Origin of the sequence: Viridibacillus arvi, from assembly GCF_001274945.1 — a bacterium.
In the GTDB taxonomy this organism is placed as follows: domain Bacteria; phylum Bacillota; class Bacilli; order Bacillales_A; family Planococcaceae; genus Viridibacillus; species Viridibacillus arvi.
Genome location: NZ_LILB01000001.1, coordinates 1,849,617 through 1,874,617, shown reverse-complemented (window position 1 = coordinate 1,874,617; position 25,001 = coordinate 1,849,617). Strand labels below are relative to the sequence as shown.

The 25,001-nt window shown below is 36.3% G+C and carries 23 protein-coding genes and 1 other annotated feature; of the genes, 11 read left to right on the top strand and 12 right to left on the bottom strand.

Features of this window, described 5'->3' with window-relative positions:
* The 4 genes from AMD00_RS23195 to AMD00_RS08890 all read left to right on the top strand — a co-directional run.
* Positions 1 to 2,262: DNA translocase FtsK (locus AMD00_RS23195; protein WP_245639463.1), on the top strand; the 2,262-nt coding region annotated here is incomplete at its 5' end.
* A 157-nt stretch (positions 2,263 to 2,419) separates the two neighbouring features.
* Positions 2,420 to 3,730 (top strand): UDP-N-acetylmuramate--L-alanine ligase, encoded by a 1,311-nt coding sequence (gene murC, locus AMD00_RS08900; RefSeq protein WP_053416653.1) that lies wholly within the window; start codon positions 2,420 to 2,422, stop codon positions 3,728 to 3,730.
* Between the two features lie 202 nt (positions 3,731 to 3,932).
* Complete coding sequence (locus AMD00_RS08895) at positions 3,933 to 4,406, top strand: DUF948 domain-containing protein (protein ID WP_053416652.1); 474 nt, start codon at positions 3,933 to 3,935, stop codon at positions 4,404 to 4,406.
* Between the two features lie 20 nt (positions 4,407 to 4,426).
* A complete protein-coding gene (locus AMD00_RS08890; RefSeq protein WP_053416651.1) occupies positions 4,427 to 5,020 on the top strand; it encodes a YtxH domain-containing protein in 594 nt (197 codons plus the stop codon).
* Positions 5,021 to 5,085: 65 nt separating this feature from the next.
* On the opposite strand, the gene AMD00_RS08885 is transcribed toward AMD00_RS08890, so the two are convergent.
* The gene (locus tag AMD00_RS08885; protein ID WP_053416650.1) at positions 5,086 to 7,248 is read right to left on the bottom strand and encodes a cell division protein FtsA; all 2,163 of its coding nucleotides are present in this window, start codon (positions 7,246 to 7,248) and stop codon (positions 5,086 to 5,088) included.
* A 181-nt stretch (positions 7,249 to 7,429) separates the two neighbouring features.
* Between AMD00_RS08885 and AMD00_RS08880 the strand changes: the two genes are divergently transcribed.
* A complete protein-coding gene (locus tag AMD00_RS08880) occupies positions 7,430 to 8,515 on the top strand; it encodes a bifunctional 3-deoxy-7-phosphoheptulonate synthase/chorismate mutase (RefSeq protein WP_053416649.1) in 1,086 nt (361 codons plus the stop codon).
* Between the two features lie 105 nt (positions 8,516 to 8,620).
* Complete coding sequence (gene ccpA, locus AMD00_RS08875; RefSeq protein ID WP_053416648.1) at positions 8,621 to 9,619, top strand: catabolite control protein A; 999 nt, start codon at positions 8,621 to 8,623, stop codon at positions 9,617 to 9,619.
* A gap of 70 nt (positions 9,620 to 9,689) precedes the next feature.
* Here the strand turns inward: ccpA and AMD00_RS08870 are convergent, their stop codons facing one another.
* The 4 genes from AMD00_RS08870 to AMD00_RS08855 all read right to left on the bottom strand — a co-directional run bounded on the left by AMD00_RS08870 (position 9,690) and on the right by AMD00_RS08855 (position 14,967).
* Positions 9,690 to 10,877 carry an acetoin utilization protein AcuC gene (locus tag AMD00_RS08870; protein WP_053416647.1) on the bottom strand — a complete coding sequence of 396 codons (1,188 nt, stop codon included), beginning with the start codon at positions 10,875 to 10,877 and terminating at the stop codon, positions 9,690 to 9,692.
* Positions 10,847 to 11,494 carry an acetoin utilization AcuB family protein gene (locus AMD00_RS08865; protein ID WP_053416646.1) on the bottom strand — a complete coding sequence of 216 codons (648 nt, stop codon included), beginning with the start codon at positions 11,492 to 11,494 and terminating at the stop codon, positions 10,847 to 10,849. The genes AMD00_RS08870 and AMD00_RS08865 overlap by 31 nt, the downstream gene beginning before the upstream one ends.
* Before the next feature lie 26 nt (positions 11,495 to 11,520).
* Complete coding sequence (locus tag AMD00_RS08860) at positions 11,521 to 12,153, bottom strand: GNAT family N-acetyltransferase (RefSeq protein WP_053416645.1); 633 nt, start codon at positions 12,151 to 12,153, stop codon at positions 11,521 to 11,523.
* A 201-nt stretch (positions 12,154 to 12,354) separates the two neighbouring features.
* Positions 12,355 to 14,967: a transglycosylase domain-containing protein gene (locus AMD00_RS08855; RefSeq protein ID WP_083446196.1), complete on the bottom strand. Its 2,613-nt coding sequence runs from the start codon at positions 14,965 to 14,967 to the stop codon at positions 12,355 to 12,357.
* A 158-nt stretch (positions 14,968 to 15,125) separates the two neighbouring features.
* Positions 15,126 to 15,327: a binding site (T-box leader), on the top strand.
* 47 nt (positions 15,328 to 15,374) lie between these two features.
* On the opposite strand from AMD00_RS08855, the gene tyrS reads away from it, so the two are divergent.
* Positions 15,375 to 16,640, top strand: a complete 1,266-nt coding sequence (gene tyrS, locus AMD00_RS08850; RefSeq protein WP_053416643.1) for a tyrosine--tRNA ligase — start codon at positions 15,375 to 15,377, stop codon at positions 16,638 to 16,640.
* A 560-nt stretch (positions 16,641 to 17,200) separates the two neighbouring features.
* On the opposite strand, the gene AMD00_RS08845 is transcribed toward tyrS, so the two are convergent.
* The 3 genes from AMD00_RS08845 to AMD00_RS08835 all read right to left on the bottom strand — a co-directional run bounded on the left by AMD00_RS08845 (position 17,201) and on the right by AMD00_RS08835 (position 18,735).
* Complete coding sequence (locus tag AMD00_RS08845; RefSeq protein ID WP_053416642.1) at positions 17,201 to 18,013, bottom strand: cobalamin-binding protein; 813 nt, start codon at positions 18,011 to 18,013, stop codon at positions 17,201 to 17,203.
* Between the two features lie 99 nt (positions 18,014 to 18,112).
* Positions 18,113 to 18,466 carry a rhodanese-like domain-containing protein gene (locus AMD00_RS08840; RefSeq protein WP_053416641.1) on the bottom strand — a complete coding sequence of 118 codons (354 nt, stop codon included), beginning with the start codon at positions 18,464 to 18,466 and terminating at the stop codon, positions 18,113 to 18,115.
* Positions 18,466 to 18,735 carry a glutaredoxin family protein gene (locus tag AMD00_RS08835; RefSeq protein WP_053416640.1) on the bottom strand — a complete coding sequence of 90 codons (270 nt, stop codon included), beginning with the start codon at positions 18,733 to 18,735 and terminating at the stop codon, positions 18,466 to 18,468. The genes AMD00_RS08840 and AMD00_RS08835 overlap by 1 nt, the downstream gene beginning before the upstream one ends.
* A gap of 180 nt (positions 18,736 to 18,915) precedes the next feature.
* Between AMD00_RS08835 and AMD00_RS08830 the strand changes: the two genes are divergently transcribed.
* From AMD00_RS08830 to AMD00_RS08820, 3 genes are all read left to right on the top strand, one after another.
* Complete coding sequence (locus AMD00_RS08830; protein ID WP_053416639.1) at positions 18,916 to 19,179, top strand: metal-sensitive transcriptional regulator; 264 nt, start codon at positions 18,916 to 18,918, stop codon at positions 19,177 to 19,179.
* A 58-nt stretch (positions 19,180 to 19,237) separates the two neighbouring features.
* Entirely contained in the window at positions 19,238 to 19,534 is a 297-nt protein-coding gene (locus AMD00_RS08825; protein WP_053416638.1) for a rhodanese-like domain-containing protein, read from the top strand.
* A 290-nt stretch (positions 19,535 to 19,824) separates the two neighbouring features.
* Positions 19,825 to 20,466 (top strand): Yip1 family protein, encoded by a 642-nt coding sequence (locus AMD00_RS08820; RefSeq protein WP_053416637.1) that lies wholly within the window; start codon positions 19,825 to 19,827, stop codon positions 20,464 to 20,466.
* 212 nt (positions 20,467 to 20,678) lie between these two features.
* On the opposite strand, the gene rpsD is transcribed toward AMD00_RS08820, so the two are convergent.
* Positions 20,679 to 21,281 carry a 30S ribosomal protein S4 gene (gene rpsD, locus AMD00_RS08815; protein WP_053416636.1) on the bottom strand — a complete coding sequence of 201 codons (603 nt, stop codon included), beginning with the start codon at positions 21,279 to 21,281 and terminating at the stop codon, positions 20,679 to 20,681.
* Positions 21,282 to 21,306: 25 nt separating this feature from the next.
* The gene (locus AMD00_RS23500) at positions 21,307 to 21,444 is read right to left on the bottom strand and encodes a hypothetical protein (RefSeq protein ID WP_169786336.1); all 138 of its coding nucleotides are present in this window, start codon (positions 21,442 to 21,444) and stop codon (positions 21,307 to 21,309) included.
* 242 nt (positions 21,445 to 21,686) lie between these two features.
* Here AMD00_RS23500 and AMD00_RS08810 point away from each other — a divergent pair, with 242 nt between their 5' ends.
* Positions 21,687 to 23,561, top strand: coding sequence for a sensor domain-containing diguanylate cyclase (locus tag AMD00_RS08810; protein WP_053416635.1), 1,875 nt, complete (start codon positions 21,687 to 21,689; stop codon positions 23,559 to 23,561).
* 55 nt (positions 23,562 to 23,616) lie between these two features.
* On the opposite strand, the gene AMD00_RS08805 is transcribed toward AMD00_RS08810, so the two are convergent.
* Complete coding sequence (locus AMD00_RS08805; protein WP_053416634.1) at positions 23,617 to 24,102, bottom strand: GAF domain-containing protein; 486 nt, start codon at positions 24,100 to 24,102, stop codon at positions 23,617 to 23,619.
* A 19-nt stretch (positions 24,103 to 24,121) separates the two neighbouring features.
* Positions 24,122 to 24,919, bottom strand: a complete 798-nt coding sequence (hisJ, locus tag AMD00_RS08800) for a histidinol-phosphatase HisJ (RefSeq protein WP_053416633.1) — start codon at positions 24,917 to 24,919, stop codon at positions 24,122 to 24,124.
* Positions 24,920 to 25,001: the final 82 nt, after the last annotated feature.

The window sequence follows — 25,001 nt, the reverse complement described above, 5'->3', positions numbered from 1 at the left end:
GAAGTCCAAGCTATTGCTGAAACAGAAGTAGAGGAAGTCCAAGCTATTGCTGAAACAGAAGTAGAGGAAGTCCAAGCTATTGTTGAAACAGAAGTAGAAGAAGCTCAAGTTATTATTGAAACAATTGTAATGGAACAACAGTCGCTTCAAGTTGCTAATGAAGAGGGCTTAACTGAATCCGTTATAAAAATAGAGGAAGTTCAAGGTAGTGATTGTGAGGAAATTTCCTCCCCAGGCATTGTTCATTATGTGGAAGAGCCAATCCAACAACAACTAATACCTGTTGAAATTAAAGAGCAGGATGAAGTTGAAGAACAAAATCTAGAAGTAAAATTAGTTGGGCAGGCACAAACTTCCATAGAGGAGATTACTATAGAAGAAAAACCTGCCATTGTCGAAGAGCTTATTCGAAGAGCGGAAGAGCCTGAAGATGAGCTTTCAAGAACAGAAGAAGTAATTTTAGATGCATCTAAAAAGTACACTGAAAATATAGAGCAGATAAAGGAACCATCTTCGAAAGAGGAAGAGTACCAAGAGTCAATAATAAAAGAAGAAAGTAAACTTCCTTTTAATGTGCTCATGTTAAAAACAGATAAAGAGAAATGGGCACTGAAAGAAGCTAATTCTAAACAATTATTAAATATGAGTGTAGAAGAAACTGTACTTCCTTTGGTCGCAAAAGAGCAACCTATTGGAACGATTATGACAGAGAAACCTGAACAAGAACCCATATTAGAATCTTATAAGGTTTCTGATAATCAAGAAGTTGCGGCGACAACAGTTGAGCCAGTCATCGAACCAGAAATTGAAGAGCCTATGCCATCACGCATTAACGAAAATCTTGAGGAATCTCTAAAATATTTGGAATCACCAGAGGAAAAGACAGAGGATTTTGAATGGATGGATATGCAAGGTGAGAAACTAATTGAAGCACTCTCTTATTTTCAAGTAAAAGGAGAGATTGTTCAAATTGTGCAAGGTCCTGCAGTAACGCAATTTGAAATTACGGTTGGTCATGGTACCAAGGTGAGTAAAATACGTAATTTAGCAGATGATTTGAAACTTGCTCTTGCTGCTAGGGATATACGTATTCAAGCGCCGATTCCAGGTAAGAGCTCAATCGGAATTGAAATTCCAAACCAAAAATCACGACCAGTGCGTATTTCTGAGATTGTTGGTGACCAGTTATTTATTGATTCAGATTCACCACTTGAAGCCGCGTTGGGTTTAGATTTAACAGGAAAACCGGTAACGCTTGATCTTCGTAAAATGCCTCATGGATTAATTGCTGGGGCAACTGGATCTGGTAAATCTGTTTGTATTAACTCAATTTTGGTTAGTCTATTATTAAAAGCTAGCCCACAAGATGTAAAGCTGCTATTAATTGACCCTAAAATGGTGGAATTGGCTGCATTTAATCATATTCCTCATTTAGTGAGTCCGGTGATTACAGATGTCAAGGCAGCTACTGCAGCTTTAAAATGGGCTGTAGAGGAAATGGAAAGACGTTATCAGTTGTTTGCACATGTTGGCGCACGAGATATTACTCGATACAATGCCATGGTTGAAGAAGAACGAAAATTTTCATTGAAAATGCCATATTTAGTAATAGTCATCGATGAATTAGCGGATTTAATGATGATGGCTCCTACTGATGTGGAAGAGGCTATTTGTAGAATTGCTCAAAAAGCAAGAGCTTGTGGTATTCATTTAGTACTTGCAACTCAACGCCCATCTGTAGATGTTATTACAGGGCTAATAAAGTCTAATATTCCGACACGAATTGCATTCTCTGTATCATCTCAAATTGATTCACGTACAATATTAGATAGCCAAGGTGCGGAACGATTATTAGGTCGTGGTGATATGCTGTACTTAGGTAATGGAATGTCTGGGCCTATTCGTGTGCAAGGTACATTTGTAACGGATGAAGAAATAGAAGCTGTTACAGACTATATGCGATCACTAGGTGAACCGGAATATATTTTTGAACAAGAAGAATTGTTGAGAAAAGCTGAGGCTATTGAGGAACAAGATGAGTTATTTGAAGAGGCATGCCGTCATATTTGTGAGCAAGGTACAGTTTCGACATCTTCTTTACAACGAAAATTCCATATCGGTTATAATCGAGCTGCCAGATTAGTAGACATGATGGAAGCTCAAGGATTTATCTCAGAATCAAAAGGCACAAAACCACGTGATGTCTTCTTAAAAACACAAGATTTAGAGAATCTCTTTAATAACGGATATGATGAAATGTAAATTATTTATGACTAATGTCTTATTACTTCTAAATAATAAAGGTGAAAGAGTGGGAATTATCGTTTATTTTAGAAGTGTAGTAATCCATGCTATAATGTAATATGTTTTAAAGATTTGATTAATCAAGGGTAAGGAAACTTTCCCGGGAGGTTTCAACATGACAGTTTATCATTTTACAGGAATTAAAGGATCAGGAATGAGTTCACTTGCACAAATTCTATTTGATTCAGGTGAGACGGTTCAAGGTTCCGATATCGAAACATACTTTTTTACAGAGGATCCTTTAAGAGAGCGCAATATCACTATCTTGCCTTTCGATGAGAACAACATTCAACCAGGAATGATTGTAATTGCGGGTAATGCTTTTACGGACGAGCACCCAGAGTTAGTAAAAGCCCGTGAAATCGGTGTAGAAGTAATTCGTTATCATACATTCCTAGGGGAATATTTAGAACAATATACATCAGTCGCTATTACAGGAGCCCATGGTAAAACTTCAACAACAGGTTTAATGTCTCATGTGTTAGAAGGAGACAAGCCGACTTCGTTTTTAATTGGTGATGGTACTGGTGGCGGGGCAGTAGGTGCTCAAAACTTCGTAATGGAAGCATGCGAATACCGCCGTCATTTCTTAGCGTATCATCCAGATTATGCAGTGATGACGAATATTGATTTTGATCACCCTGACTATTATAAAGATATAGACGATGTGTTTGATGCGTTTCAATCGATGGCATTACAAGTGAAAAAAGCTATTATTGCTTGCGGTGACGATGAACACTTACAAAAAATTCAAGCTAATGTACCAGTCGTATTTTACGGTTTTGGTTCTGAAAATGATTTTGAAGCGCGTAATGTAGAAAAAACAACTGAAGGCTCTACCTTCGATGTTTTCGTACGCAATGAATTCTATAGTAAATTCCATATTCCAATGTTTGGGGATCATAATGTACTAAATACGCTTGCCGTTATTTCTTTATGTCATTATGAAGGAGTTCCAGCTGAAACGATTCAAGCTCGTTTAAGTACTTACGATGGTGTTAAACGTCGTTTTACTGAGACAGCAATTGGTGCACGTACATTAATTGACGATTATGCTCACCATCCTACAGAGATTAGAGCGACGATTCAATCTGCACGACAAAAATACCCGAATCGCGAAGTTGTAGCTATTTTCCAACCACATACATTTACACGTACGCAAGCATTTTTACAAGATTTTGCGGATAGTTTAAGTGAAGCAGATAGTGTTTATCTTTGTGATATCTTCAGCTCTGCTCGTGAAAAATCAGGTGCTCTGTCTATACAAGATTTAGTAGATCTAATTGAAGGCAGTGAATTGTTGAAGTTAGAAAATATTTCTTCTTTAATAGAGCATAAAGATTCTGTATTCTTGTTTATGGGTGCAGGAGATGTGCACAAATTCCAAGAAGCATTTGAAGCGCTTTTATTAGCAGAAAACGCATAATATAAGCGGAAATATATAAAAAAACAGTTTAACCTCTCTTAGAGGCTGAGCTGTTTTTTTAATGGAAAATTCTTTATTTTTGTAGTATAGTGATGATGATTAGCAGGATTTAGCAATGTTTTGTAGAATGTATTGTAATATGTAATGTTTAAATACATTCATTTTGTGGGAACTTAAATGTATATAGTAAGGAGGGTGTAAGATGATAGTTATTTTGTATATAGCAGCACTAGTTGCGGCTGTTGGGTTCCTTGTTTTATGTATTGGTTTAACAATGACATTAAATTCGTTGAAAACGACGTTAAATAATGTAGCGAATACGATGGCTGGAATTGAAGGTCAAATGCAAGGGATTACACGTGAGACAACAAGTTTGTTAGAAAAAACAAATAGTTTGGCAGAGGATATTCAGGATAAATCTCAACAACTGAATACCGTAGTACAAGCTGTTAAAGGTTTTGGCGATTCAGTAAATGGATTGAATAATTCAGTACAACAAGTAACATCTTCTATTTATTCAAACGTTTCAAAAAACAGTGATCAGATCGCTCAAGTTATTCAATGGAGTAACGCTTTTATGGGAATACGTGGTAAGATGAAAGAGCGTAAAGCAAACAATGAAACAGTTTCGGTGAGTACACCGGATGAAAATGGTAAGCGAAAAAGAAGAAAATAAGATTTTGGGAGGCGCTATGTATGTCAGAACAAAAACCGAATTACAATGATGTGAGAAATAATTATGATGTTTATGGTAACCAAGGCATTGAGGGTTCAGAAGTGAATGCTTACTTACCACAACCTTATGAACATAAAACTGAATCTCTCTATGACGAATCGAATGTAAATGTAAAAGATTTTGTAATCGGCGCATTTGTAGGTGGTATTGTTGGGGCTGCTGCAGCGTTATTTTTAGCTCCTAAAACAGGTAAAGAATTGCGTGAAGATGTAGCAACACAAGCGAGCCAAATCAAAGTAAAAAGTATTGAGCTTTCTTCCACTGCAAAGGAAAAGTCTGCTCAAATTTCTAAAACGCTACAAGAACAATCAGGTCAATTAGTTGATAAAGTAAAATCAATCAAATCTAAAACAACTCAGCCATTGGATGATGGAACGGCTTCTTCTGAAGGTGAAGAGCCGATAGATATCATGGAAACAATGGAAAAAACGATTGCAGAATATGAAGCAGAAACTAATGAGCCGACGGCTGTAAGTTTGGCTCTTGAAGAAGCAGTAGAAGTAGTCGAGTCTGTAACGAAAGAAGCAAAAGCTGAAGCGTCAAAAAACAGATAATGTAGTAATAAGTAAAAAGCTATCTCAAAGTTCGTTATTAGAACATTTGAGATAGCTTTTTTTCGTTATTTATAAGATTCTTGCTCTATTTTATTTAATGTAATAGAAAGTTGATCGCCACCGAAGATTTCTGCATCGAATTTTGAAGGTTTTTCATTACGTAATATTGAAAATGAGCCTTTGAAATCTATGGGTAATTGCCAATTGGAAAAACGGAATACATCTTGATAAATCCAGTTACTAGTATCTTTTGTGACAAATTGAATTTTTGCGCCATTTGGTATGACATCTGATTTATGAGCAATTTCTCCATTTATATAAACAGACATGCAAGTTTTAATCATTTCTAACGTTACATCTTGGAATGTGACGACAATGCGGTCTTCTAATTGTATGTTAAGGCGGTTAGAGATTAGTTCAACTGTCGGCAATTCGGTCATTTTGATAGTTAATCGATCATTGTTTTTCATAGCATAGTTTAGTTTTGTCGGAAGACTATTAAGCGATAAACTACTTGCGAATTCAGGTAAATTTACTGGCTTGTTATCAACATAGATTGTAAAAGGTGTTAATCTTTGTATAAGGCCTTGATTGTTAGTCCAATGTAAAATTTCTTTTATGGTATCGGCTGTTTTAATAGAAACAGTGTCACGATCTTTTAATTGCGTATCCGAGGTGACAGTATGACCGTTTACCGTGATTTTCGGTTGTATTTCGTATGATACATCTTGGATGTATACTTTTTTAACACCAGCATCATCTAATATATCTTTCACCGAAGCTTGAGCAGGTGCTCCATTTTCGCCTTCTTTTAACTCGATGATATCACCATTTTGGATGAGGTGTTTGGTGTTTGCTTTATTACCATTGACGAAAATTTCAGTTGGACTTCCATGACCACCAGGTATAAAGATGTCCTGATCGTTTACTTTAATTGAAAGAGCTAAACCTGGTTTACCATATAATTTTGTAGCTAAAACATTGGCTGCAAGTAATGCATCTGACACGGTCATCTCTTTTAATTCAAAAAGACGAATGATTTGTTTATTTACTTCAACGGTCATATATTTTATCGGTGCTCGTTTTGCGGCAATGGCAATACCAATAGGTGTTACTAGCTCAGGAGAGGCAGGCACATGATCCTCCCTTGTGAGTTGTTGAATGGCATCAATTCCTCGAACTGCTACCCGATTTTCCGGTAACTCTAAAACTTTGCAAAGTTCCATTGGTAAATCCGGTGTTAAACTGCCACCACCTACTAGTAAAACAGCTTTTGGGGCAATTTGATTATTTAATCGTAAAATTTCAGTGCCAATTGCTGTAGCGAGTTGTACGACTGCTGGACGTAATTTTTCCATAATTTCAGAGCGAGGATAAAACTGGTCGAAGCCTAATATATCTTGAATATTAATCTCATCTTGGATAGCCATTTCTTTTTTTGTCTTTTCAGCAACAGGGAAGTCCAGTAAGTAATGGTCACTTAATGCCTCTGTAATTTCATCACCAGCTGTAGGTACCATTCCATAAGCTACAACTGTACTTTTATCTGTAATGGCGATATCCGAAGTACCTGCACCTATATCTACTAGAGCGACATTTAAACGGCGCATTGTAGGAGGGATTAACGCATTGATGGCTGCTATTGGTTCAAGTGTCAATGCTTCCATCTCTAAATTAGCACGTTTAAGAGCCGCTAACAGTGATTCTACGACGACTCTTGGTAAGAATGTGGCAATTACTTCAACTGAAGCTTCCTCGCCTTGTTGGTCAATTAAACTGCCAATTTCTTCTTGGTCTAAACGGTAGTATAAAACTGAATAGCCAACACAATAATAATGACTAGTATTATTTTTTGCTTCTTTATTTTGTAATAGTTGTTGCTGGGCTTGTTGAACAGCAGCTAATTCTAAACGGCTGATATCTTCCTCAGTGAAAGCAAGGCGGTTTTTTATATTAATTGTGACAGCAGCTTGTTCAGTTTTTAAAGCTCGGCCGGCAGCGGCAACACTTACTTTATGAAGAGGGCCGTGTTTCTCTTCAAGTTGTGTTTTAATTTTCTCTATTAAAGTAGCTACATGTAATACATTATGTATTTGACCATCTACCATGGCACGTTCCTTGTGTTCTTCAACCATTAAGTCGACAACGTGGAAATTTTCACCTTGTTCTTCTATAATTATTCCAACTACAGAGCGTGTACCTATATCTAATGCAAATAGCTTAGACATCGTATTTTGCCACGTCCTTTCATGTGCATTTAAAGCAATATACTTCGCCGCGTTGAAGCGTTAAAGAAATATTGCGTGACTTTTTCAAAAACATTGATTATAATAGTCTTATTATCTAAAAATGTATCACAGTTTTCAGTCTACTGAAAGTACCTGATACGAGGAAGTGAGGAGAAACGCAATGAGTCATCAAAATTTAGATCCCTTACGTGACCGCGTAGACGCATTAAACCTTGAAATTTTAAGTTTAATTAACGAACGTGCAGAAGTCGTACAAGAAATTGGAAAGATTAAAGAAAAACAAGGTGTTAATCGTTATGATCCTCTTCGTGAGCGACATATGTTGAACCTTTTGAAAGAAAATCATGAAGGTCCACTTAGTCAGGGTACGATTGAACATATTTTCAAAGAAATCTTTAAATCAGCATTAAAATTACAAGAAACAGATCATAAAAAAGAATTATTAGTATCTCGTAAACGTAAACCAGAAGATACAATTGTGAATATTAACGGAGAAGCAATTGGATCTGGAGAACCAACATTCGTATTTGGTCCATGTGCGGTTGAATCATACGAACAAGTAGCAGCAGTTGCTGCGTCGATTCAATCAAAAGGTTTGAAAATGATTCGTGGTGGAGCTTACAAACCGCGTACATCTCCATATGACTTCCAAGGTCTTGGTCTTGAAGGTTTGAAAATTTTAAAACAAATTTCAAAAGAATTCGGTTTAGCTGTAGTTTCTGAAATTGTTACACCATCACATTTGGATGAAGCATTAGATCATATCGATGTTATCCAAATCGGTGCACGTAATATGCAAAACTTCGAATTATTAAAAGCAGCAGGAGCGACAAATAAACCTGTACTTTTAAAACGCGGTTTAGCAGCAACAATTGATGAATTCATCAATGCAGCAGAATACATTATCTCAAAAGGTAATGATCAAATTATTCTTTGTGAACGTGGTATTCGCACATATGAAAAAGCGACACGTAACACATTAGATATTTCAGCTGTTCCAATTTTAAAACAAGAAACACATTTACCAGTATTTGTAGATGTAACGCACTCAACTGGTCGTCGTGATTTACTATTACCATGTGCTAAAGCAGCTATTGCTATTGGAGCAGATGGTGTTATGGCAGAAGTTCATCCAGATCCAGCAGTAGCATTATCGGATGCTCAACAACAAATGAGCATTCCACAATTCGATGAATTCTACGAAACACTACAAAAGTTCATGAAATCTTACGAAATACACGCATAATAGGGGGTGACGATTCGAATTACTAGAATCGTCACCTTTCTTTTGTTGAAAAATCTTTGCTAATTGTCGTATCATAAAAAGAAGAAAAGAAAAGGAGGTCATCAAGTGACCGTTACAATTTATGATGTTGCACGTGAGGCGAATGTTTCTATGGCGACAGTTTCACGTGTCGTCAACGGCAACCCAAACGTTAAGCCGTCAACTAGAAAAAAAGTTCTTGATGTAATTGAACGCTTAGAATATAGACCAAATGCGGTTGCTCGTGGCTTAGCAAGTAAAAAAACAACGACAGTAGGCGTTATCATTCCGGATATATCCAATATTTTCTATGCTGAACTTGCGAGAGGTATTGAAGATATCGCGACAATGTATCGCTATAATATTATTTTATCAAATTCCGATCAACGTGAAGAGAAGGAAATTCAGTTATTAGATAATATGTATGGTAAGCAAGTTGATGGAATTGTTTTAATGAGCGAGCAAGTCACAGAAGAGCTATTAGATAAAATGGGGCATTCCCCTGTACCAATCGTTTTGGCAGGTTCAATTGACCAAACACAAGAAATACCATCTGTAAATATTGATTATTTACAAGCGGCTTATGAAGCCGTTAACCGACTAATAGATAATGGCCATAAACGAATTGCTTTCGTCTCAGGACCATTCACTTCTACGATTAACCGTGAATATAAATTTGCTGGCTACAAGAGAGCATTAGAAGAAGCTGGTATTGAATTGGATGACAATCTTGTTATTGCCAATGAAGACTCTTATGATAGTGGTATCGAAGATTGGTCAGAGCTAAGCAAGCTTGAAAATGCGCCAACAGCTTTCTTTGCTGGTAGTGACGAGCTAGCCATTGGAATTATCCATGGTGCACAAGATGCAGGTAAGAAAGTACCGGACGATATTGAAGTAATTAGTTTTGAAAACTCGAAGCTAGCACGAATGGTACGTCCTCAATTAACAAGTGTTGTCTTACCGCTGTATGATATAGGTGCGGTTTCAATGCGCCTATTAACTAAATTTATGAACAAAGAAACAGTGGAAGATGGAATTGTTATACTTCCACACCGTATTGAAGAACGAGATTCAGTAAAATAAATACTTCAATAAAAAAGGATTGCTCTAACATCGTGTGAAAGACGGTAGGAGCGATCCTTTTTATGTACGTTTAGCTTTGGATAGAGCGAATCATGTACAATGCTTTTTCTAAAATTTGATGATTTTTTTCTGTGATTTCTACTTTTCTTGGAACTTCATTATACATATTAATTGGATCCATCCAAGTAGGGATTAGGGTTACTGGAGATTCGGGTTGCCACTTTTCTAACCAAGCAGACGGGAGTGGCCCATCAGGAGCTTTTTGATCAGTCATTTCTGTCCAAATAAGTGACCATGCCCTTGGGACTACTCGCCAAATATCATAGCCGCCTCCACCGACAGCAATCCAACGGCCGTCACAATATTCATGTGCTAGCTCATGAGCGATCCGTGGAATTTCTTTATAAATCTTCATCGAACCATATAGATGAGTTAAAGGATCAAAATAATGTGCATCTGCACCATTTTGTGTCAAAATCACATCGGGTTTAAAATGCTCGACTATTTCTCTAAAGGCTGTTTCATAGATATCCAAAAATGACTCATCTTCTGTGAAAGCATCAATTGGTAAATTGAAAGAAGTACCATGACCCTTACCAGTTCCTCTTTCTGTAACATTCCCAGTGCCAGGGAAAAGATAACGACCTGTTTCGTGAATGGAAATAGTACACACATCTGGATCGTCGTAGAAGCTCCATTGAACACCATCACCATGATGTGCGTCTGTATCGATATAGAGTACTCTTGCATTGTATTTTTGTTGCATATACTTGATGGCTACAGTGCTGTCATTATAGATACAAAATCCCGAAGCTCGACCTTTAAAGCCATGATGAAGTCCACCGCCTAAATTAGCAGCATGCTTAGCTTTTCCTTGCATCACGTAATCGCATGCGGTTAGGGTGCCACCAACGATATGAGCACTCGCTTCATGCATAAATGGAAAGATGGGAGTATCCTCTGTACCGATACCATACTGCTCACCCTGTTCATTTGTTATTTCACCGCGGCCAGCTTTTTTTACAATATCCATATACTTTGAATCGTGACCGAGAAGAATTTCTTCATCTGTTGCGATACGTGGTTCAACAATATCTACTTTATTTAAGGCACCAAGCTCATTTAGTAAATCGACTGTTAAAGTTAGTCTTTTTTGGTTAAAAGGATGAGTGTCTGAAAATTTATATCCAAGTTGGTTATCTGAGTAGATGAATACGGCGTTCTTGTCTACAGTTTCATGCCCGGCATATTTGGCCATAGCACATCAAACCCTTCTTTTCGTAAATCCTCAATGATGGAAAGAGGATTCATGATTTTTACTCGTATAGATAGTATTTTCATCTCATCAAACTCTTTATCTGGATATACTAAGACACTTAATACACTCGCGTGATGCTTATGGAATACTTTTGTTACCTCAAATAATATGCCGACGATATCTGGAACACGAATTTCAATATGAGAGCTTGGTTTATTTGCACCAGTTAACTCAATATAGTTATACAGTAAGTCTGTTCCTGTTACGATTCCTACTAATTTACCACCGCTGATGATTGGTAAACAACCAATGCGATGTTCATAAAAAATTATGGCGATCTCTTCGACGAAATCAAGTGGATGACCTACGATTATATTCTTCGTCATAATATTTTCTAGTGGTTGGTCATAGATACCTTCGTCTGGTATTTTGAGCAGGGAAGATGGAAGGGCGTTTTTTATATCCCTTTCTGTTACTAGGCCAATAACTTCATTCGCTTCATTTGTAATAGGTAAATGACGAATCTGCTCTTTTTTAAGTAACTGAACAGCCTCCTTAATTGTGTTGGATGGTTTTAAGGAGAACACAGTTGTATTCATGATTTCTTCAACAATCATAGACAAAATCCCCTTTGTTTAGTTGTTTAGTACATGAAACGGCTTTTAAAACGTAGCTGATCAAACCTTTGAATTGATTCACTATCAACTCTACTACCAATACGTGCCATGAGGCAATTGGCAGGGTGTGAAGAGATTTCAGGTTCATCTGTAGCAAAATTCTCCAGACCTCCCGCGTTCATCATTTTCTCCATGATTTTACGATATTCCCAAACATTTAGTCCGGTTCTTTTTAAATCCCAGTGCCAATAATATTCGGTTGTAATAACGATATAGTCCTCCATCGCATCATCCATCATAGATACGCGAAGTATTTGTTTACCTACACCTGCTCCACGAAATTCTGGTATGACTTCGATTGCTCCAAGCTCAATTAAATTTTCCATTTTCCCTTCTGACCAACGTTCTAATGGATCAGGGTATAAAAAGGTTGCATAACCGACGATGGTATCCTCATTACGTGCAATAATAATACGTCCTTCAGGTAATTTGGCTATTCCAATTAGCGCTTTAAATTGTTGTTTAGCAACCCGAAAAGCTGTTAAATCCTCATGGAATTTTAGTTTTTCTAATTGCTCGGGTGGGATAGGACCTTCAACAACAATTTGACCTGATTTAGTTTCCATATTAACGCCGTAATAAGTTTTAATAAATTCCATTATTTCACCACCTTGCTAAGATATTGTATTTCAATTATACATGAATGAAAAAGAGAATAATCACATAAATGAGAAAATTATATGTCTAGTGTCGAAAGTTTATGGGCTGATAAACGATGGAATTAAGGAGGTTTAGATGTATAAGAAAAGAGCATTCTACGAGTGTGTAGAATGCTCCTTGAGAAGGATTAATTGTTGTTACTAGCCACCATTGTTTTCAGTACTAGTATCTTTGTCTTTATCCTTATCCTTACTTGGGTCCTTGTCTTTGTCTTTATCTTGTTCTGTTGTATTATCTTTATCTGTTGTCGGTTTATTATTATCTTTATTTGGTTGCTGGTTCTTATCTTTGTCCTTGTCAGTATTTCCATTTGAATTTGAAGAATTGTTATTTTGCTGTTTGTCTTTCTCTTTATTTTTCTCTTTATCCTTATCTTTGGCTTTCTCATCATCAGGTTTGTTTGCAGCATCTAATTTTTCTTTCTCTTTTGGAGATAGAAGGCTTGCAGAATCCCCACCAAATGTTCCTAACATACGAGAGATAAAGTCGGGATTTAAGCCGCCACTTGAGTTGAAGCTATCATCAGGACTAGTAGGTAGCATCACTTGAGAGTTAAATAAATCGGTACGTGAGAACCCTGCTTTTGAACATGCAGATGATAATGCTCGTCCAGACAAACCACAGAATGTCTGACTAACTACACCAGCAGGAGCAGAGAAGCGTTTGCCAGATGCTGTAGCTAATTTTGGATTAGAATCATAAACAGAGTTCATCAGTTTAGCCCATAACATATTTATACGAGTACTTGGTTGTAAGTAAGTTTCATTGTATTGATAAAGTGTCTGTGGTGTATCGTAACCCATCCATACACCTAGTGAAATGTCTGGATTGTACCCAACCAACCAAACGTCATTATAATCTTGAGATGTACCTGTTTTAGCTGCGAAGTCTGCACTAAATTTCAGTCCAGCATTTGCTGTAGTTCCAGTTCCTTGTTTCAATACATCACGCATCATATCCGTAATGATATATGAAGTTTGTGGACTGTATACTTGTTTCGCTTTAGATTTGTGTTTATATACAGTTTTACCGTCTGAATCAACAATTTTCGAAATCATATATCCATCTACGAATTTACCGCCATTTGCGAAAGTCGCAAATGCATTTGTATTTTCTTCAACTGTTACACCGTATTTAAGTGCACCGATTGAAGTTGCGTAGTTTGTATAATCATCTGCATCTAAATTTGAGAAGCCATTTTTGGCAAGTAAATCAGCTGGTCTACGATTCATGATTTGGCTATATAGTCGAATGGCTGGTAAGTTTTGCGAATCTTTTAATGCTTCACGTGCCGAAATAATACCCCGGTTATCACTTGCAGTATAGTTTTGCGGAGACCATCCAGGGATGCTAAATTTCACATCGACTACTGGACTACCTGCACCAATTAAGCCGTATTCAATTGCTGGTGCGTATACTAACAGTGGTTTCATAGTAGAACCATTTGAACGTTTTGCTTGTGTCGCGTGGTTTAACTCTATCAATTTAAAGTCACGGCCACCGATAAAGCTTAAAATTTTACCTGTTTTGTTTTCCATGACGACACTACCAACTTGTACAGGTACATCAACTTGTTTACTTTTTCCAGTCTCTGAATCTGTAACGGTCTTTTTAAATGTAGCACCGTAATAGGCAAAGTTGTCTTTTACATTTTGCATATTGTCATACATTTTCTTATCGATTGTAGAGTAAATCTTGTAACCTTTTGATCGCAATTCACGATCTGCTAAGATTGTATATTTTTCTTTTAATTTCTTTTCATTTTTTAATCGTTTTGGATCTAATCCATCTTTTTTTGCTAAAATAGTAGCCATTATATCTTTCGCACGGTTTTCAATTTCATATGTTACATATGGATATTTTTCTTCTGGACGAAGTTCCGGCTTACGGAAATCTTTTTTAACATTGTATTTCAGTGCTTTTTTATACTGCTTGTCTGTAATATAGCCTGTTTCATGCATACGATATAAAACTGTTTTCATACGGTTAATACCAAGTGCTAATGAATCTTTATCTTTAAGCTTTCCTTGCTGTGTAAATGGTGTATATGCATAAGGTGATTGTGGAATACCTGCGATATAGGCAGCCTGAGCAAGGTTAAGTTCATTTGCTTTTTTATTGAATATACCTTCAGCTGCTGTTTCGATTCCGGCAATATTACGACCAGATGCATTTCTACCATAAGGAATAATATTTAAATAAGCTTCTAAAATTTCGTCTTTGTCCATGAAATTCTCAAGTCGTATTGCTAGTAATAATTCTTTCGCTTTACGCTCGTAAGAAACTTCATTTGTTAAAATTTGATTTTTAATTAATTGCTGCGTTAATGTGGAACCGCCTGTTTGAGTCGAGGAGTTCGTTACATCTTGTAACAATCCACGGAATACTGCTTTTGGCACAATACCGTTATGCTCATAAAAGTATTCATCCTCTGTAGCTAGTACGGCATTAATTACATTAGGCGAGACCTTATCTAGAGTAGTTTCACGTCGTTCTAAGTCCGAACGCATTTTACCTAAATATTTTCCACCTGCGAAGTAGAGATCACTCGTTTCATCATAAGTTAAAATGTCGCTACGCATTTCAGCTTTTGCTCGCAGAGGCTCTTCTTTTACGAGGGAAGCAAAATATCCGGCGCCAATAGACCCTACAAATACAAAACCTATAACTGCTAATGTGATAAATAATAAACATAAATTCCAGATTACGCTTGATGTTATGCGTAGTGTTTTCATCCATCTCATAGAAGTCATTTCTTGAATACGATTGTCTATTTTTTCAACCCATTTTTTAAATTGTTCTATCACTAAATCGACCTCCTAAAATCTCGTTAATTATACCATAATTGATTTATGACTAATAATATTTATTGACAATGAATCTAAATGAAGTACAATAGTCATTAATAGTTTTTCAAGCGTTGAAAAGTGCGCAGTAGTGAACATATTCCCTGTATAGAGAGCTAGCGGTTGGTGAAAGCTAGTCATAATATGGACACGAATTACACATTTGGAGCGAGAACGTAAGCGTCGCGTTAAGACGTATGAGCCGGAAGAATCATTTTTTCTTCAAGCTGGGTGGTACCGCGTTAAATTATGATTAACGTCCCTGCATATTTATATGCAGGGACTTTTTTTATTTATATTAGGAGGTAAGGAATATGACAAATCTATTATTGGAAGATTTACAGTGGCGTGGCCTACTGTACCAACAAACAGATGCTGAAGGTATGGAAAAATTATTAAATGAGGAATCTGTTTCTTTGTATTGTGGCGTTGACCCAACTGCAGATAGCATGCATATCGGACATATCGTGCCACTGCTTACTTTAAGAAGATTCCAAATGGCAGGTCACCAACCAATTCTATTAATCGGTGGCGCTACTGGTATGATTGGTGATCCATCAGGTCGTTCTGAAGAGCGCCAATTACAAACAGTTGAACAAGTTGAGAAAAACGTTCAAGGAATTAAAAAACAATTAGAGCGTATTTTCGATTTCAATTCAGAAAACGGTGCAAAACTTGCAAACAACCGCGACTGGATTGGTTCAATGAATACAATTGAATTCCTACGTGACTACGGTAAATTAATCAATGTAAATTACATGCTAGGTAAAGATACAATTTCATCTCGCCTAGATACTGGTCTGTCATTTACTGAATTTGCTTACACAATTATTCAAGGTATTGACTTTAACCATTTATACGACAACTTCAACTGCCGTATTCAAGTAGGTGGTTCTGACCAGTGGGGAAATATTACAACTGGCTTAGAAGTGATTCGTAAAACACATGAAGAAGAAACAAAAGCATTTGGTATCACAATTCCACTTGTAACAAAAGCGGATGGTACAAAATTCGGTAAAACAGCAGGCGGAGCAGTATGGTTAGATGCTGAAAAAACATCGCCATACGAGTTCTACCAATTCTGGATCAATGCAGCTGACTCTGATGTCGTGAAATACTTGAAAATCTTCACATTCCTATCTCGTGAAGAAATCGAAGCATTAGAAACTGCTGTAGAAACTGAGCCACATCTACGTAAAGCACAAAAAGCATTAGCCGCTGAAATGACAAAATTAATTCATGGTGCAGAAGGCTTAGAACAAGCAATTCGTATTACAGAAGCATTATTCTCAGGTGATTTAAAAGCACTTTCAGTAGAAGAAATGAAAGTAGCATTTAGTGGCGTACCTTCTGTTGAAATCGCAAAAGAAGATCACAACATCGTCGACCTAATTGTCGAAGCTAAAATTTCATCTTCAAAACGTCAAGCCCGCGAAGACGTTACAAACGGAGCTATCTCAATCAATGGCGAAAAAATCACAGATTTAGCATACACTGTAGACGCCAAAGACCGCCTAGAAGATGCGTTCGCAATCGTAAGAAGAGGCAAAAAGAAATACCACATGGTGAAATTCAACTAAATGCTGAAGCGACCCGTTCAATCCTGACAAGCACTGTAGCTCTCGGACAAAAGCATCATTTCAGCTTTTGTCCGAGAGAGCGGAAGTGACCTCGAGGGATTGGCCGCTGAAGCAGGATATACAGACTAAAAGCTGAAGGCGCTCGTTCAGCTGCGACAAGCGTTGTAGTTCTCGAATCAAAAGCATCTCTACAGCTTTTGACCGAGGGAACGGAAACGACCTCGAGCAGCTAGCGCCTGAAGCAGGATATGCTACTTAAGGAACGTAACCTAAGTACGCGGCGTCCTACCGCAAAGGTTACGTGACCCACATCCTGTAGGTCTAATCTATTAGTTATTTGTCCATTAAGGCTACTGCTCACTTTAAAATGAGCAGTAGTCTTTTTGGGACTTATGCAAATAAGTATAGAACTAATAGATATTATGATTATTAAAGAAAACTTATCTATACATAGAATAGGCTCTTTTGTAAGAAAATAACCCTATTTAATCGTAAAATATTGAAATAAAAAAAGACTTCCCACTTAATGTGAGAAGTCTTCTACTATTATTAAATTCAACTTATTTTTCAATTATCCATTCAGGTAACGTGAGATTTTCATACTCTTTGGGATGTATTAAGGTTGCTAATTTCAAAGCACCTTCTAGTAACCTAGGCGAAGGACGGCAATAGAGCCATTCCTCCATTACATGAAGGCGATCTAATTTGATAGCAGACATTTCTGATGCACCAGGTCTTTTCAGAAGGTGCCCAGGTTTAATCCGGTGGTGTTGAACACCTACCCATGCTAAAAACGCATAATCAGGATTTCGTTTTAATACATCATTCCAATCGGTCTGTACACTTGCTAATTCAACATCAGCAAAGAGGTTTACACCACCCGCAATTTCGCTTACTTCAGTCAGCCAGTTAATACCACCTGGTGTGAAAATAGGGTTTGGCCACCATTCCCAATATAATGAAGGTTTGATTTCACAACTTTCGCCGATTTTCTTCATAGTAGCAATAAAGCTCTCAAATTCAGCAGCTCTTACCTCAGCATGTTCGAGTACGCCACATGCTTTACCTAGTATACGTAAATCGTCAGCAATTTCTTGCAGACTATTAGGATTTAGTACGAGATGTGGAATTTTACGACGCTCGAGTTCCTCAATATTCTTCTCCATCCCAGGAACGCTAAGTGAAGCAATGACGAGCTCGGGCTCCATGCTTTCAAGCAAATCCATATTAATAGAAAGATCTGGACCAAGACGTGGTAAATGCTGAATAGAAGAGGGCCAATCAGAAAAGTCATCGATAGCAATTAACTGATGCTCAAGTTGTAAGTAGGTGAGTAGCTCAGTATTACTAGGGCAAATTGATATGATTTTCATTTATAAAGACCTCCTTTTAAATAAAAAATAGCCATTCGTTAAGTGTAATTATAACATAACGAATGGCTATTTTTGGCTATAGCTGAAAATGAGATTAGATTATGACCAGCGATTCATGCCACCTTTAACATTATAAACAGAAGTGAAGCCTGCTTTTGAAAGAATACTAGCAGCACGAGCGCTTCGCATACCACTTTGGCAGATAACGATGATTTCCCTGTTGGCATCAAGCTTGTTTACTTTGCTAGGTAGTTGATCTAATGGGATATTTTGAAATTGTACAATATGATGGGTTTTATATTCACCAGGTGTACGGACATCGATAAGTTGCTTTGATTTGTCATCTAGCATGTTTTTTAAATCATTTGTAGAAATATTTTTTACACCTTTTGTTGTTTTGGTGCGTAAGTACATAAAAACAGCGATTGCAAGTAGTAGGATAATCCATTCCATTATTGTAATTCTCCGTTTCTATTAGTAGTTGTTAGTTGCTGGATAATTTTCATAGCAGAATTCGGGTCATAACCAAGTATCCAATTACCATTAATATTTGTTTGGGGTACGCCGAGGCGACCAGTTGCAGCCATTAGCTCTTGCACAATTTCAGGTTTTTCTTGAATATTTACTTCTTTATAGAGAATGTTTTGTTCGTTTAGAAAATTTTTCATTAATACGCAGTAACCACAATTTGCGGCTGAATAAATGGTCACATCCAATGTCATGTCGTTATTGCCTCCTTTTGAAAGTTCATCCTATATACCCCTGTAGGTATTTTTAATATACTATGGAGGGTATGAGTTTTCAACTAATTTGTTTTGTAACATCTTTACTTGACACAATACCATTAGGGGTATAATATCTAATACTGTTACACGATATGCTTGAATTGAGGTGACGATAATATGGAGTATAATGATCAAATTAAGAATCGTTTGAAACGAATAGAAGGCCAGTTAAAAGGTGTTATTCGTATGATTGAAGAAGAAAAAGAATGTAAAGATGTCATCACACAGTTATCTGCCTCTCGCTCAGCAATTGATCGCGCGATTGGGCTTATTGTAAGTACTAATTTAGTGCGTTGCATGGAAGATGAAAATGAGCTTAAAGGGAAAGATAAAGAAACATTAATTAAAGAAGCTGTAGATCTATTAGTGAAGAGCCGATAATCGTCTCTTCCTTATTTTCAATATTATATATACCCAGAGGGGTAAAGGAGATAATAAAATGAAATCAATTTCAGTAGAAGAAGTACAACAACTATTAGAATCGGGTAAAGAATTGAATTTGATTGATGTTCGTGAAGTGGATGAAGTAGCTGCAGGTATAATTCCAACAGCCATCAATATCCCTTTAGGTTTAATCGAATTTCGTATGAATGAGTTAGATAAATCAAAAGAGTACATAATGGTTTGTCGTTCAGGTGGTCGGAGTGGCAACGCAACAATGTTTTTAGAAAATCAAGGCTTTAATGTAGCTAATATGGATGGTGGCATGTTGGCTTGGGCTGGCGAAGTTGAATAAATTACAGTCATAAGAATCGTATAAAAGAGTATGCATTTCGCATACTCTTTTTATATGGAAAAATATTGGGGTTTGAAGATACTTTATTGGACGATATGATTCTTGAGTGGAATCAGAATCGTTAAACTGAATTTCGCTCTTTAAGGAGTATTGAGAAAGAAGTTGAAAGACTCGCAAAGTCATCCTTATGTTGCATTTCTCATATTTACCATAAATGAATTTTTAGGGAGAATATACCTATATTATCTTTGGTATGATTTTAACAGAATACTAGAAGGGGAGAATTATAAATGAATGAATTACAAGAAACAAAGCAGCAAGAGATGTTACATCCATTTTTCTCTATTTGGTTACATCCTAAAAAAACGGCCAGATATATACTTGATCATAAAGGATTAGGTTACGCTATCATATTCATATTGCTCGGAGGAATGGCTGGTGTACTTTTCAGTGCAATGGATGCGGAATCTTTAGATATTCCAACTTGGGGTATATTATTGATTTGTTTAATTGGTGGACCATTTATTGGATTGTTTTCATCTGCTATTGGGGCAGGGGTATTCTTACTAATAGGGAAATTGTTTAAAGGAAAGGCAACTTACAAAGAGATGTTCAAAGTAATGGGGTTATCCTCGATTCCTCATATTTGGTTAGCACCCATTTTATTATTATGGATGGCATTTTCTCCAGAAACATTCTTTCGGATGGATAGCGATTATCTTGAAGTGAAGAACCTTTTAGTAACGCTAATTTCGAGTCTAGTCTCGCTTTGTGTCACTATTTGGTCTTTTGTTATTAACGTGGCGGTAATTGCAGAGACGCATCGTTTTTCAAATTGGCGTGCATTTTTCACGATTTTCATTCCAGGCTTCGTTGTTTTTGTCATTTTACTTATTATTGTTATTATTTTAACGTTCTCAATTATGGGGTAAATGTAGAGCAGTGATTAGTAAATAATCTAGTTCTTATCCATTTGAGGCTAAATGAACATCCAAATAATTCTTTGGATGTTCATTAGCCTCTTTTATATACTTTTTTTATAAGTAGTTTGAAAAAAATTAATTTTTAGTTAGTGGAGAATATATAATAAAAAAACCTTGTACCCGTTGAAATAACGAGTACAAGGTTTTGGAAAGAACAAAGATTAACGAGAGTAGTACTCTACGATATAAGCTTCGTTGATTTCAGCTGATAATTCGCTGCGTTCTGGAAGACGTACAAAAGTACCTTCTTTTTTATCTGCATCGAATGATAGGTATTCTGGTACGAAGTTGTTTACTTCGATTGCTTCATTAACAACATCAAGGTTTTGAGATTTTTCACGAAGAGAAATCACTTGACCTGGTTTTACGCGGAATGAAGGGATATCAACGCGTTTACCATCAACCAAAATGTGGCCGTGGTTTACTAATTGACGAGATCCACGACGAGTGCGTGAAAGACCTAAACGGTAAACTAAGTTATCAAGGCGAGTTTCAAGAAGGATCATGAAGTTTTCACCGTGGATACCTTGCATTTTACCAGCTTTGTCAAATAGAGTACGGAATTGACGTTCGTTCATACCATACATATGACGAAGTTTTTGTTTTTCTTGTAATTGTAAACCGTATTCTGATAATTTTTTACGTTGGTTAGGACCGTGTTGTCCTGGTGCGTAAGGGCGTTTTTCGATTTCTTTACCTGTGCCGCTTAGTGAAATACCAAGGCGACGAGACAGTTTCCATGATGGACCTGTATAACGAGACATAGAGAGTCTCCTCCTTTAATTGGTTTTATTTTGTTGTAAAATAAAAACCAGATGTATCCAGAATTATTGACATTTTATTTTCATGCAACTTCGCCCATGCAGCCAAAGGGTTACGTGTTACACCATCCACTTCTGGAGGAACAAAATGAAGCAATAAAACCATACAACTGCTGCGTTTATTTTACACAAAGACCATTGTAACTTTTACATAGTAATGTGTCAAGGTAAATGAGAGAGTGTAGAATAGATAAATCAAGTAGTTAAAGGATAAATCAAGGAGCTTTGATACGATTTCTCGAATTCAAGAAGTTTTTTCCAAAAGGCTATAGTTGAAAAGACTTATTTTATGTATAATAGAATTAGACAAGATCATATATAGCATGTTTTGAAGGAAAAGGTGATTGCATGGCAGATTATCAACAAACAATGCAAAATGTAAAATGTCAGATCCTAGACTTGTGGATGGATTTAATAGATGAAAAACTTAATAGTAGTGAATATTTTGAACTATTAAAAGGAATCCTATTACAATACTTCGGTATTTCAAAAAGTGAATACTTACATTTAGATAAAGATACCTTCTATCCTGTCTCAATTGATGCAGCACATGAGAATATAACGCAAGGTATTCCAAGTAAATTATTAGAGCAGCATCTTCATCAAGAGTATCCATTCCCAAGCGCATTTGTTGATATTTTGAAAAAGAAATATGATTTTGCCGATGATGTGATAGTTTTACGGGAAGTAAATCAGAAACCGTTTGGCATTATCATTGTGCAAGAAACTGCGGATTGGAAAAATTTTGCGAAGACAAAGTATATTCATGATTTTGAAATGCTACTCTCGCGTGTTATTCAGTTAATACAAAAAAATATTAGAGCCACATATGAACAAAAGATGAATATTGAATTAGTTAGAATGACGGGTATTTTCCATTCATCTATGGATATTGATCGAATTCTGAAAGCACTTCTTCATGGTGTCAGAAGTGCCCTCCCGAAGTTTGAATCGAAACTTATTTTATCAAACGATCAAGATCGTCATTTAACTGTTGATACGCATACATTTGATTATATGTCTGAGCGTTCTTCAACTATAGAAGCCTTTGTTTCAGGAGATATGAAAATTGAACAGGCCGAAGACATAGAATGGTGTGTATTAAATGCACCAATAAAGGGCCGTCAAGGTATTTATGGGGTGTTACAAATTTTCGCACCGCTAAATTACGTTTTTGGTAAACAAGAGAAAGACCTCATTATGCATATAGCTGAAACTTCAGGGAATGCATTAGAAAATGCAAAACTATATCATCAATCACATCGTTTAGTATCAGATCTCCAACTAATAAATGAAACGTCGCACCGTTTAAATATGAAATTGAATCAAGAAGAAATGTTATTGTTTCTAGCAAAACAGTTAACAAAGTCGTTTAATCCGGATGAAATTTGCTTTGTTTTAAAAGAAAATGATGTGTATCAAGTAACAACAGAGAGTACGGCCTTTTTCTTTGAAAATGAATCAAAGCCATATTTGAAATATGTCAGTGATCATTTTGATAAATCGACAGATCCATTATTTATAGCAGATTTCAGCAACTTAATAGCTGATAGAGTCTCGCTTATGTCAATGATGGCTATACCTATTATTATTCGGGAAAAAGTACATGGTTTTAGTATCGTCTTACATAATAAACCGTATTTCTTTTCGTTTGATAGTTTTAAATTAATGCAATCTTTAATACGTCATTCTTCATTGGCGATTTCGAATACTATTTTACGTGATCAACTTCAAGAAATGGTCGACCGAGATCATTTAACTAAATTATTTGCTAGAAAATATTTGGATCGATATGTTGAAGTTTCGATGGATAAGGATGAAGGTGGTGTCTTTATTCTATTAGATATTGATAATTTTAAAATGATCAATGATACATATGGACACCAAAAAGGTGATGCGATTTTAGTAACGATAGCGCAACATTTGATAGACACGGTGGAGGGGCAAGGGATTTGTGCTAGATGGGGCGGCGAAGAAATTGCTATCTATTTACCTAACCAAACATTATTGGCATCGATTGATTTAGTTGATAAGATTGTTACATCTGTTCCTGAGGTAACAACACCATCTGTAACTGTTTCTTCAGGTGTAGCTGCTTGGCAAAAAAATCTTAATCACAATTTTCATAACGTTTTTCAAAATGCGGATATTGCATTATATGAAGCGAAAAATAACGGCAAAAATCAATTTCGTTTGTTTGAAATGGATGATGTTACAAATTAAGGTGTTAAAAAAGAGTTACGCTCAATACGATTGTGGGCGTAACTCTTTTGGTATTTTAGAATGAAAGATGTTTCGTTAATACTTGTACAAAGTGTTCGATGCCTTTACGATCATCATCTGAAAAGCGATTTTGTATAGGGCTATCGATATCAAGTACACCAAAAAGTTTACCCTCAATGGTGATTGGAACGACAATTTCTGATTGAGAAGCTGCATCACAAGCAATATGGCCCGGAAATGCATGAACATCTTCAACGACGATTGTTTCCTGTTTCGCTGCTGCAGTACCACAAACTCCACGTCCAATTGCGATATGGACACAGGCAGGTAAACCTTGGAAAGGTCCTAATAATAATTCTTCGTTTTTATGTAAGTAAAATCCACACCAGTTAATGGTGTCTAAAAATTGATTTAATAATGCTGAGGCATTGCTTAAATTAGCAATAGTATCTGTTTCACCTTCTAATAAAGCATCTAACTGCTTCGCTAAAAGTGCATATTGTTCTTCTGAGTTGCCACTATAAGAGGATTGTGTAAACATTTTATCTCTCCATTCTAAATTATCTTAAAGGGAAAATTTTATCATAATGTTGATGTAAATCCGTAACTTGATGAGCGTCAGAGCCAAAAACAAGCGGAATCTTTAGAGCTTCAGCAAGTTTAACATATTGTAATGGAGGATAAGGTTCTTTACAATCTTTTTTTGACAAGCCTGCTCCATTAACATCTAGTTCATAGTCATTGAGGGCCATCAGTTGTAAAATCTCTTCAATTTGTTTGTGGTCATCTATTTTTTGTTGATGTGCTAATTGGAATTTATGAACGAGTGTCGGGTGACCGATTCGTTTTGGTTTGTAAGGTCCTAAATCAGAAGAAATAGATTCTTTAACTGTTTCATAATATAGACTGTAAACTTCTTTTACAGTTCCAATTGTATCTGCGAATTCCAGGAACTTCTCACTTGAATAGTCAATACATGTATAAGTATGGTTATGTTTTAAAAAGTGAACTGATAAAATAGCATCGTCCAACTGCGGACCGATATCATTTAAAAAGTCTCTTGTTTGTCTTTCATAGCCGATAATAAAATCGACTTCTAAGCCAATACGAATCCGAATTTTTGATGCATATTGTTTTTTTAATTCCTTTAACTTTTCTATATATGGATATAAATTTTCAATTACCATACCACTATCTTGCATAGGCGTTGGGTCAGTAAAGCTATTAGGGAGAGGTGCGTGTTCAGTAAATGTAATGTCGGTAAATCCGAAATTGATTGCTTTGTTTATGTATTTTTCAAAATCATCTGTGGTTCCGTGGGGGCAAAAAGGTGAGTGAATGTGAGCATCTCGTTTCATGAAATATTCCTCCAACTTGTATAATATAGTGATATGGTAGATATTTTTTTAAAATACGTTGTAAACGGTAAACAAATTCACC

Excerpts from the sequence above, each read along its gene's own strand:
- AMD00_RS08855 (WP_083446196.1), bottom strand. The coding sequence starts at position 14,967 with ATGACTTCTATGAGATGGATGAAAACACTACGCATAACATCAAGCGTA.
- AMD00_RS08820 (WP_053416637.1), top strand. The coding sequence starts at position 19,825 with ATGAATGAATTACAAGAAACAAAGCAGCAAGAGATGTTACATCCATTT.
- AMD00_RS08810 (WP_053416635.1), top strand. The coding sequence starts at position 21,687 with ATGGCAGATTATCAACAAACAATGCAAAATGTAAAATGTCAGATCCTA.
- murC (WP_053416653.1), top strand. The coding sequence starts at position 2,420 with ATGACAGTTTATCATTTTACAGGAATTAAAGGATCAGGAATGAGTTCA.
- AMD00_RS08830 (WP_053416639.1), top strand. The coding sequence starts at position 18,916 with ATGGAGTATAATGATCAAATTAAGAATCGTTTGAAACGAATAGAAGGC.
- tyrS (WP_053416643.1), top strand. The coding sequence starts at position 15,375 with ATGACAAATCTATTATTGGAAGATTTACAGTGGCGTGGCCTACTGTAC.
- rpsD (WP_053416636.1), bottom strand. The coding sequence starts at position 21,281 with ATGTCTCGTTATACAGGTCCATCATGGAAACTGTCTCGTCGCCTTGGT.
- AMD00_RS08825 (WP_053416638.1), top strand. The coding sequence starts at position 19,238 with ATGAAATCAATTTCAGTAGAAGAAGTACAACAACTATTAGAATCGGGT.
- AMD00_RS08860 (WP_053416645.1), bottom strand. The coding sequence starts at position 12,153 with ATGGAATTTATTAAAACTTATTACGGCGTTAATATGGAAACTAAATCA.
- AMD00_RS08885 (WP_053416650.1), bottom strand. The coding sequence starts at position 7,248 with ATGTCTAAGCTATTTGCATTAGATATAGGTACACGCTCTGTAGTTGGA.
- AMD00_RS08835 (WP_053416640.1), bottom strand. The coding sequence starts at position 18,735 with ATGACATTGGATGTGACCATTTATTCAGCCGCAAATTGTGGTTACTGC.
- AMD00_RS08880 (WP_053416649.1), top strand. The coding sequence starts at position 7,430 with ATGAGTCATCAAAATTTAGATCCCTTACGTGACCGCGTAGACGCATTA.
- AMD00_RS08805 (WP_053416634.1), bottom strand. The coding sequence starts at position 24,102 with ATGTTTACACAATCCTCTTATAGTGGCAACTCAGAAGAACAATATGCA.
- AMD00_RS08845 (WP_053416642.1), bottom strand. The coding sequence starts at position 18,013 with ATGAAAATCATATCAATTTGCCCTAGTAATACTGAGCTACTCACCTAC.
- AMD00_RS08895 (WP_053416652.1), top strand. The coding sequence starts at position 3,933 with ATGATAGTTATTTTGTATATAGCAGCACTAGTTGCGGCTGTTGGGTTC.
- AMD00_RS08870 (WP_053416647.1), bottom strand. The coding sequence starts at position 10,877 with ATGGCCAAATATGCCGGGCATGAAACTGTAGACAAGAACGCCGTATTC.
- AMD00_RS23500 (WP_169786336.1), bottom strand. The coding sequence starts at position 21,444 with ATGGTTTTATTGCTTCATTTTGTTCCTCCAGAAGTGGATGGTGTAACA.
- AMD00_RS08890 (WP_053416651.1), top strand. The coding sequence starts at position 4,427 with ATGTCAGAACAAAAACCGAATTACAATGATGTGAGAAATAATTATGAT.
- hisJ (WP_053416633.1), bottom strand. The coding sequence starts at position 24,919 with ATGAAACGAGATGCTCACATTCACTCACCTTTTTGCCCCCACGGAACC.
- AMD00_RS08840 (WP_053416641.1), bottom strand. The coding sequence starts at position 18,466 with ATGGAATGGATTATCCTACTACTTGCAATCGCTGTTTTTATGTACTTA.
- AMD00_RS08865 (WP_053416646.1), bottom strand. The coding sequence starts at position 11,494 with ATGATTGTTGAAGAAATCATGAATACAACTGTGTTCTCCTTAAAACCA.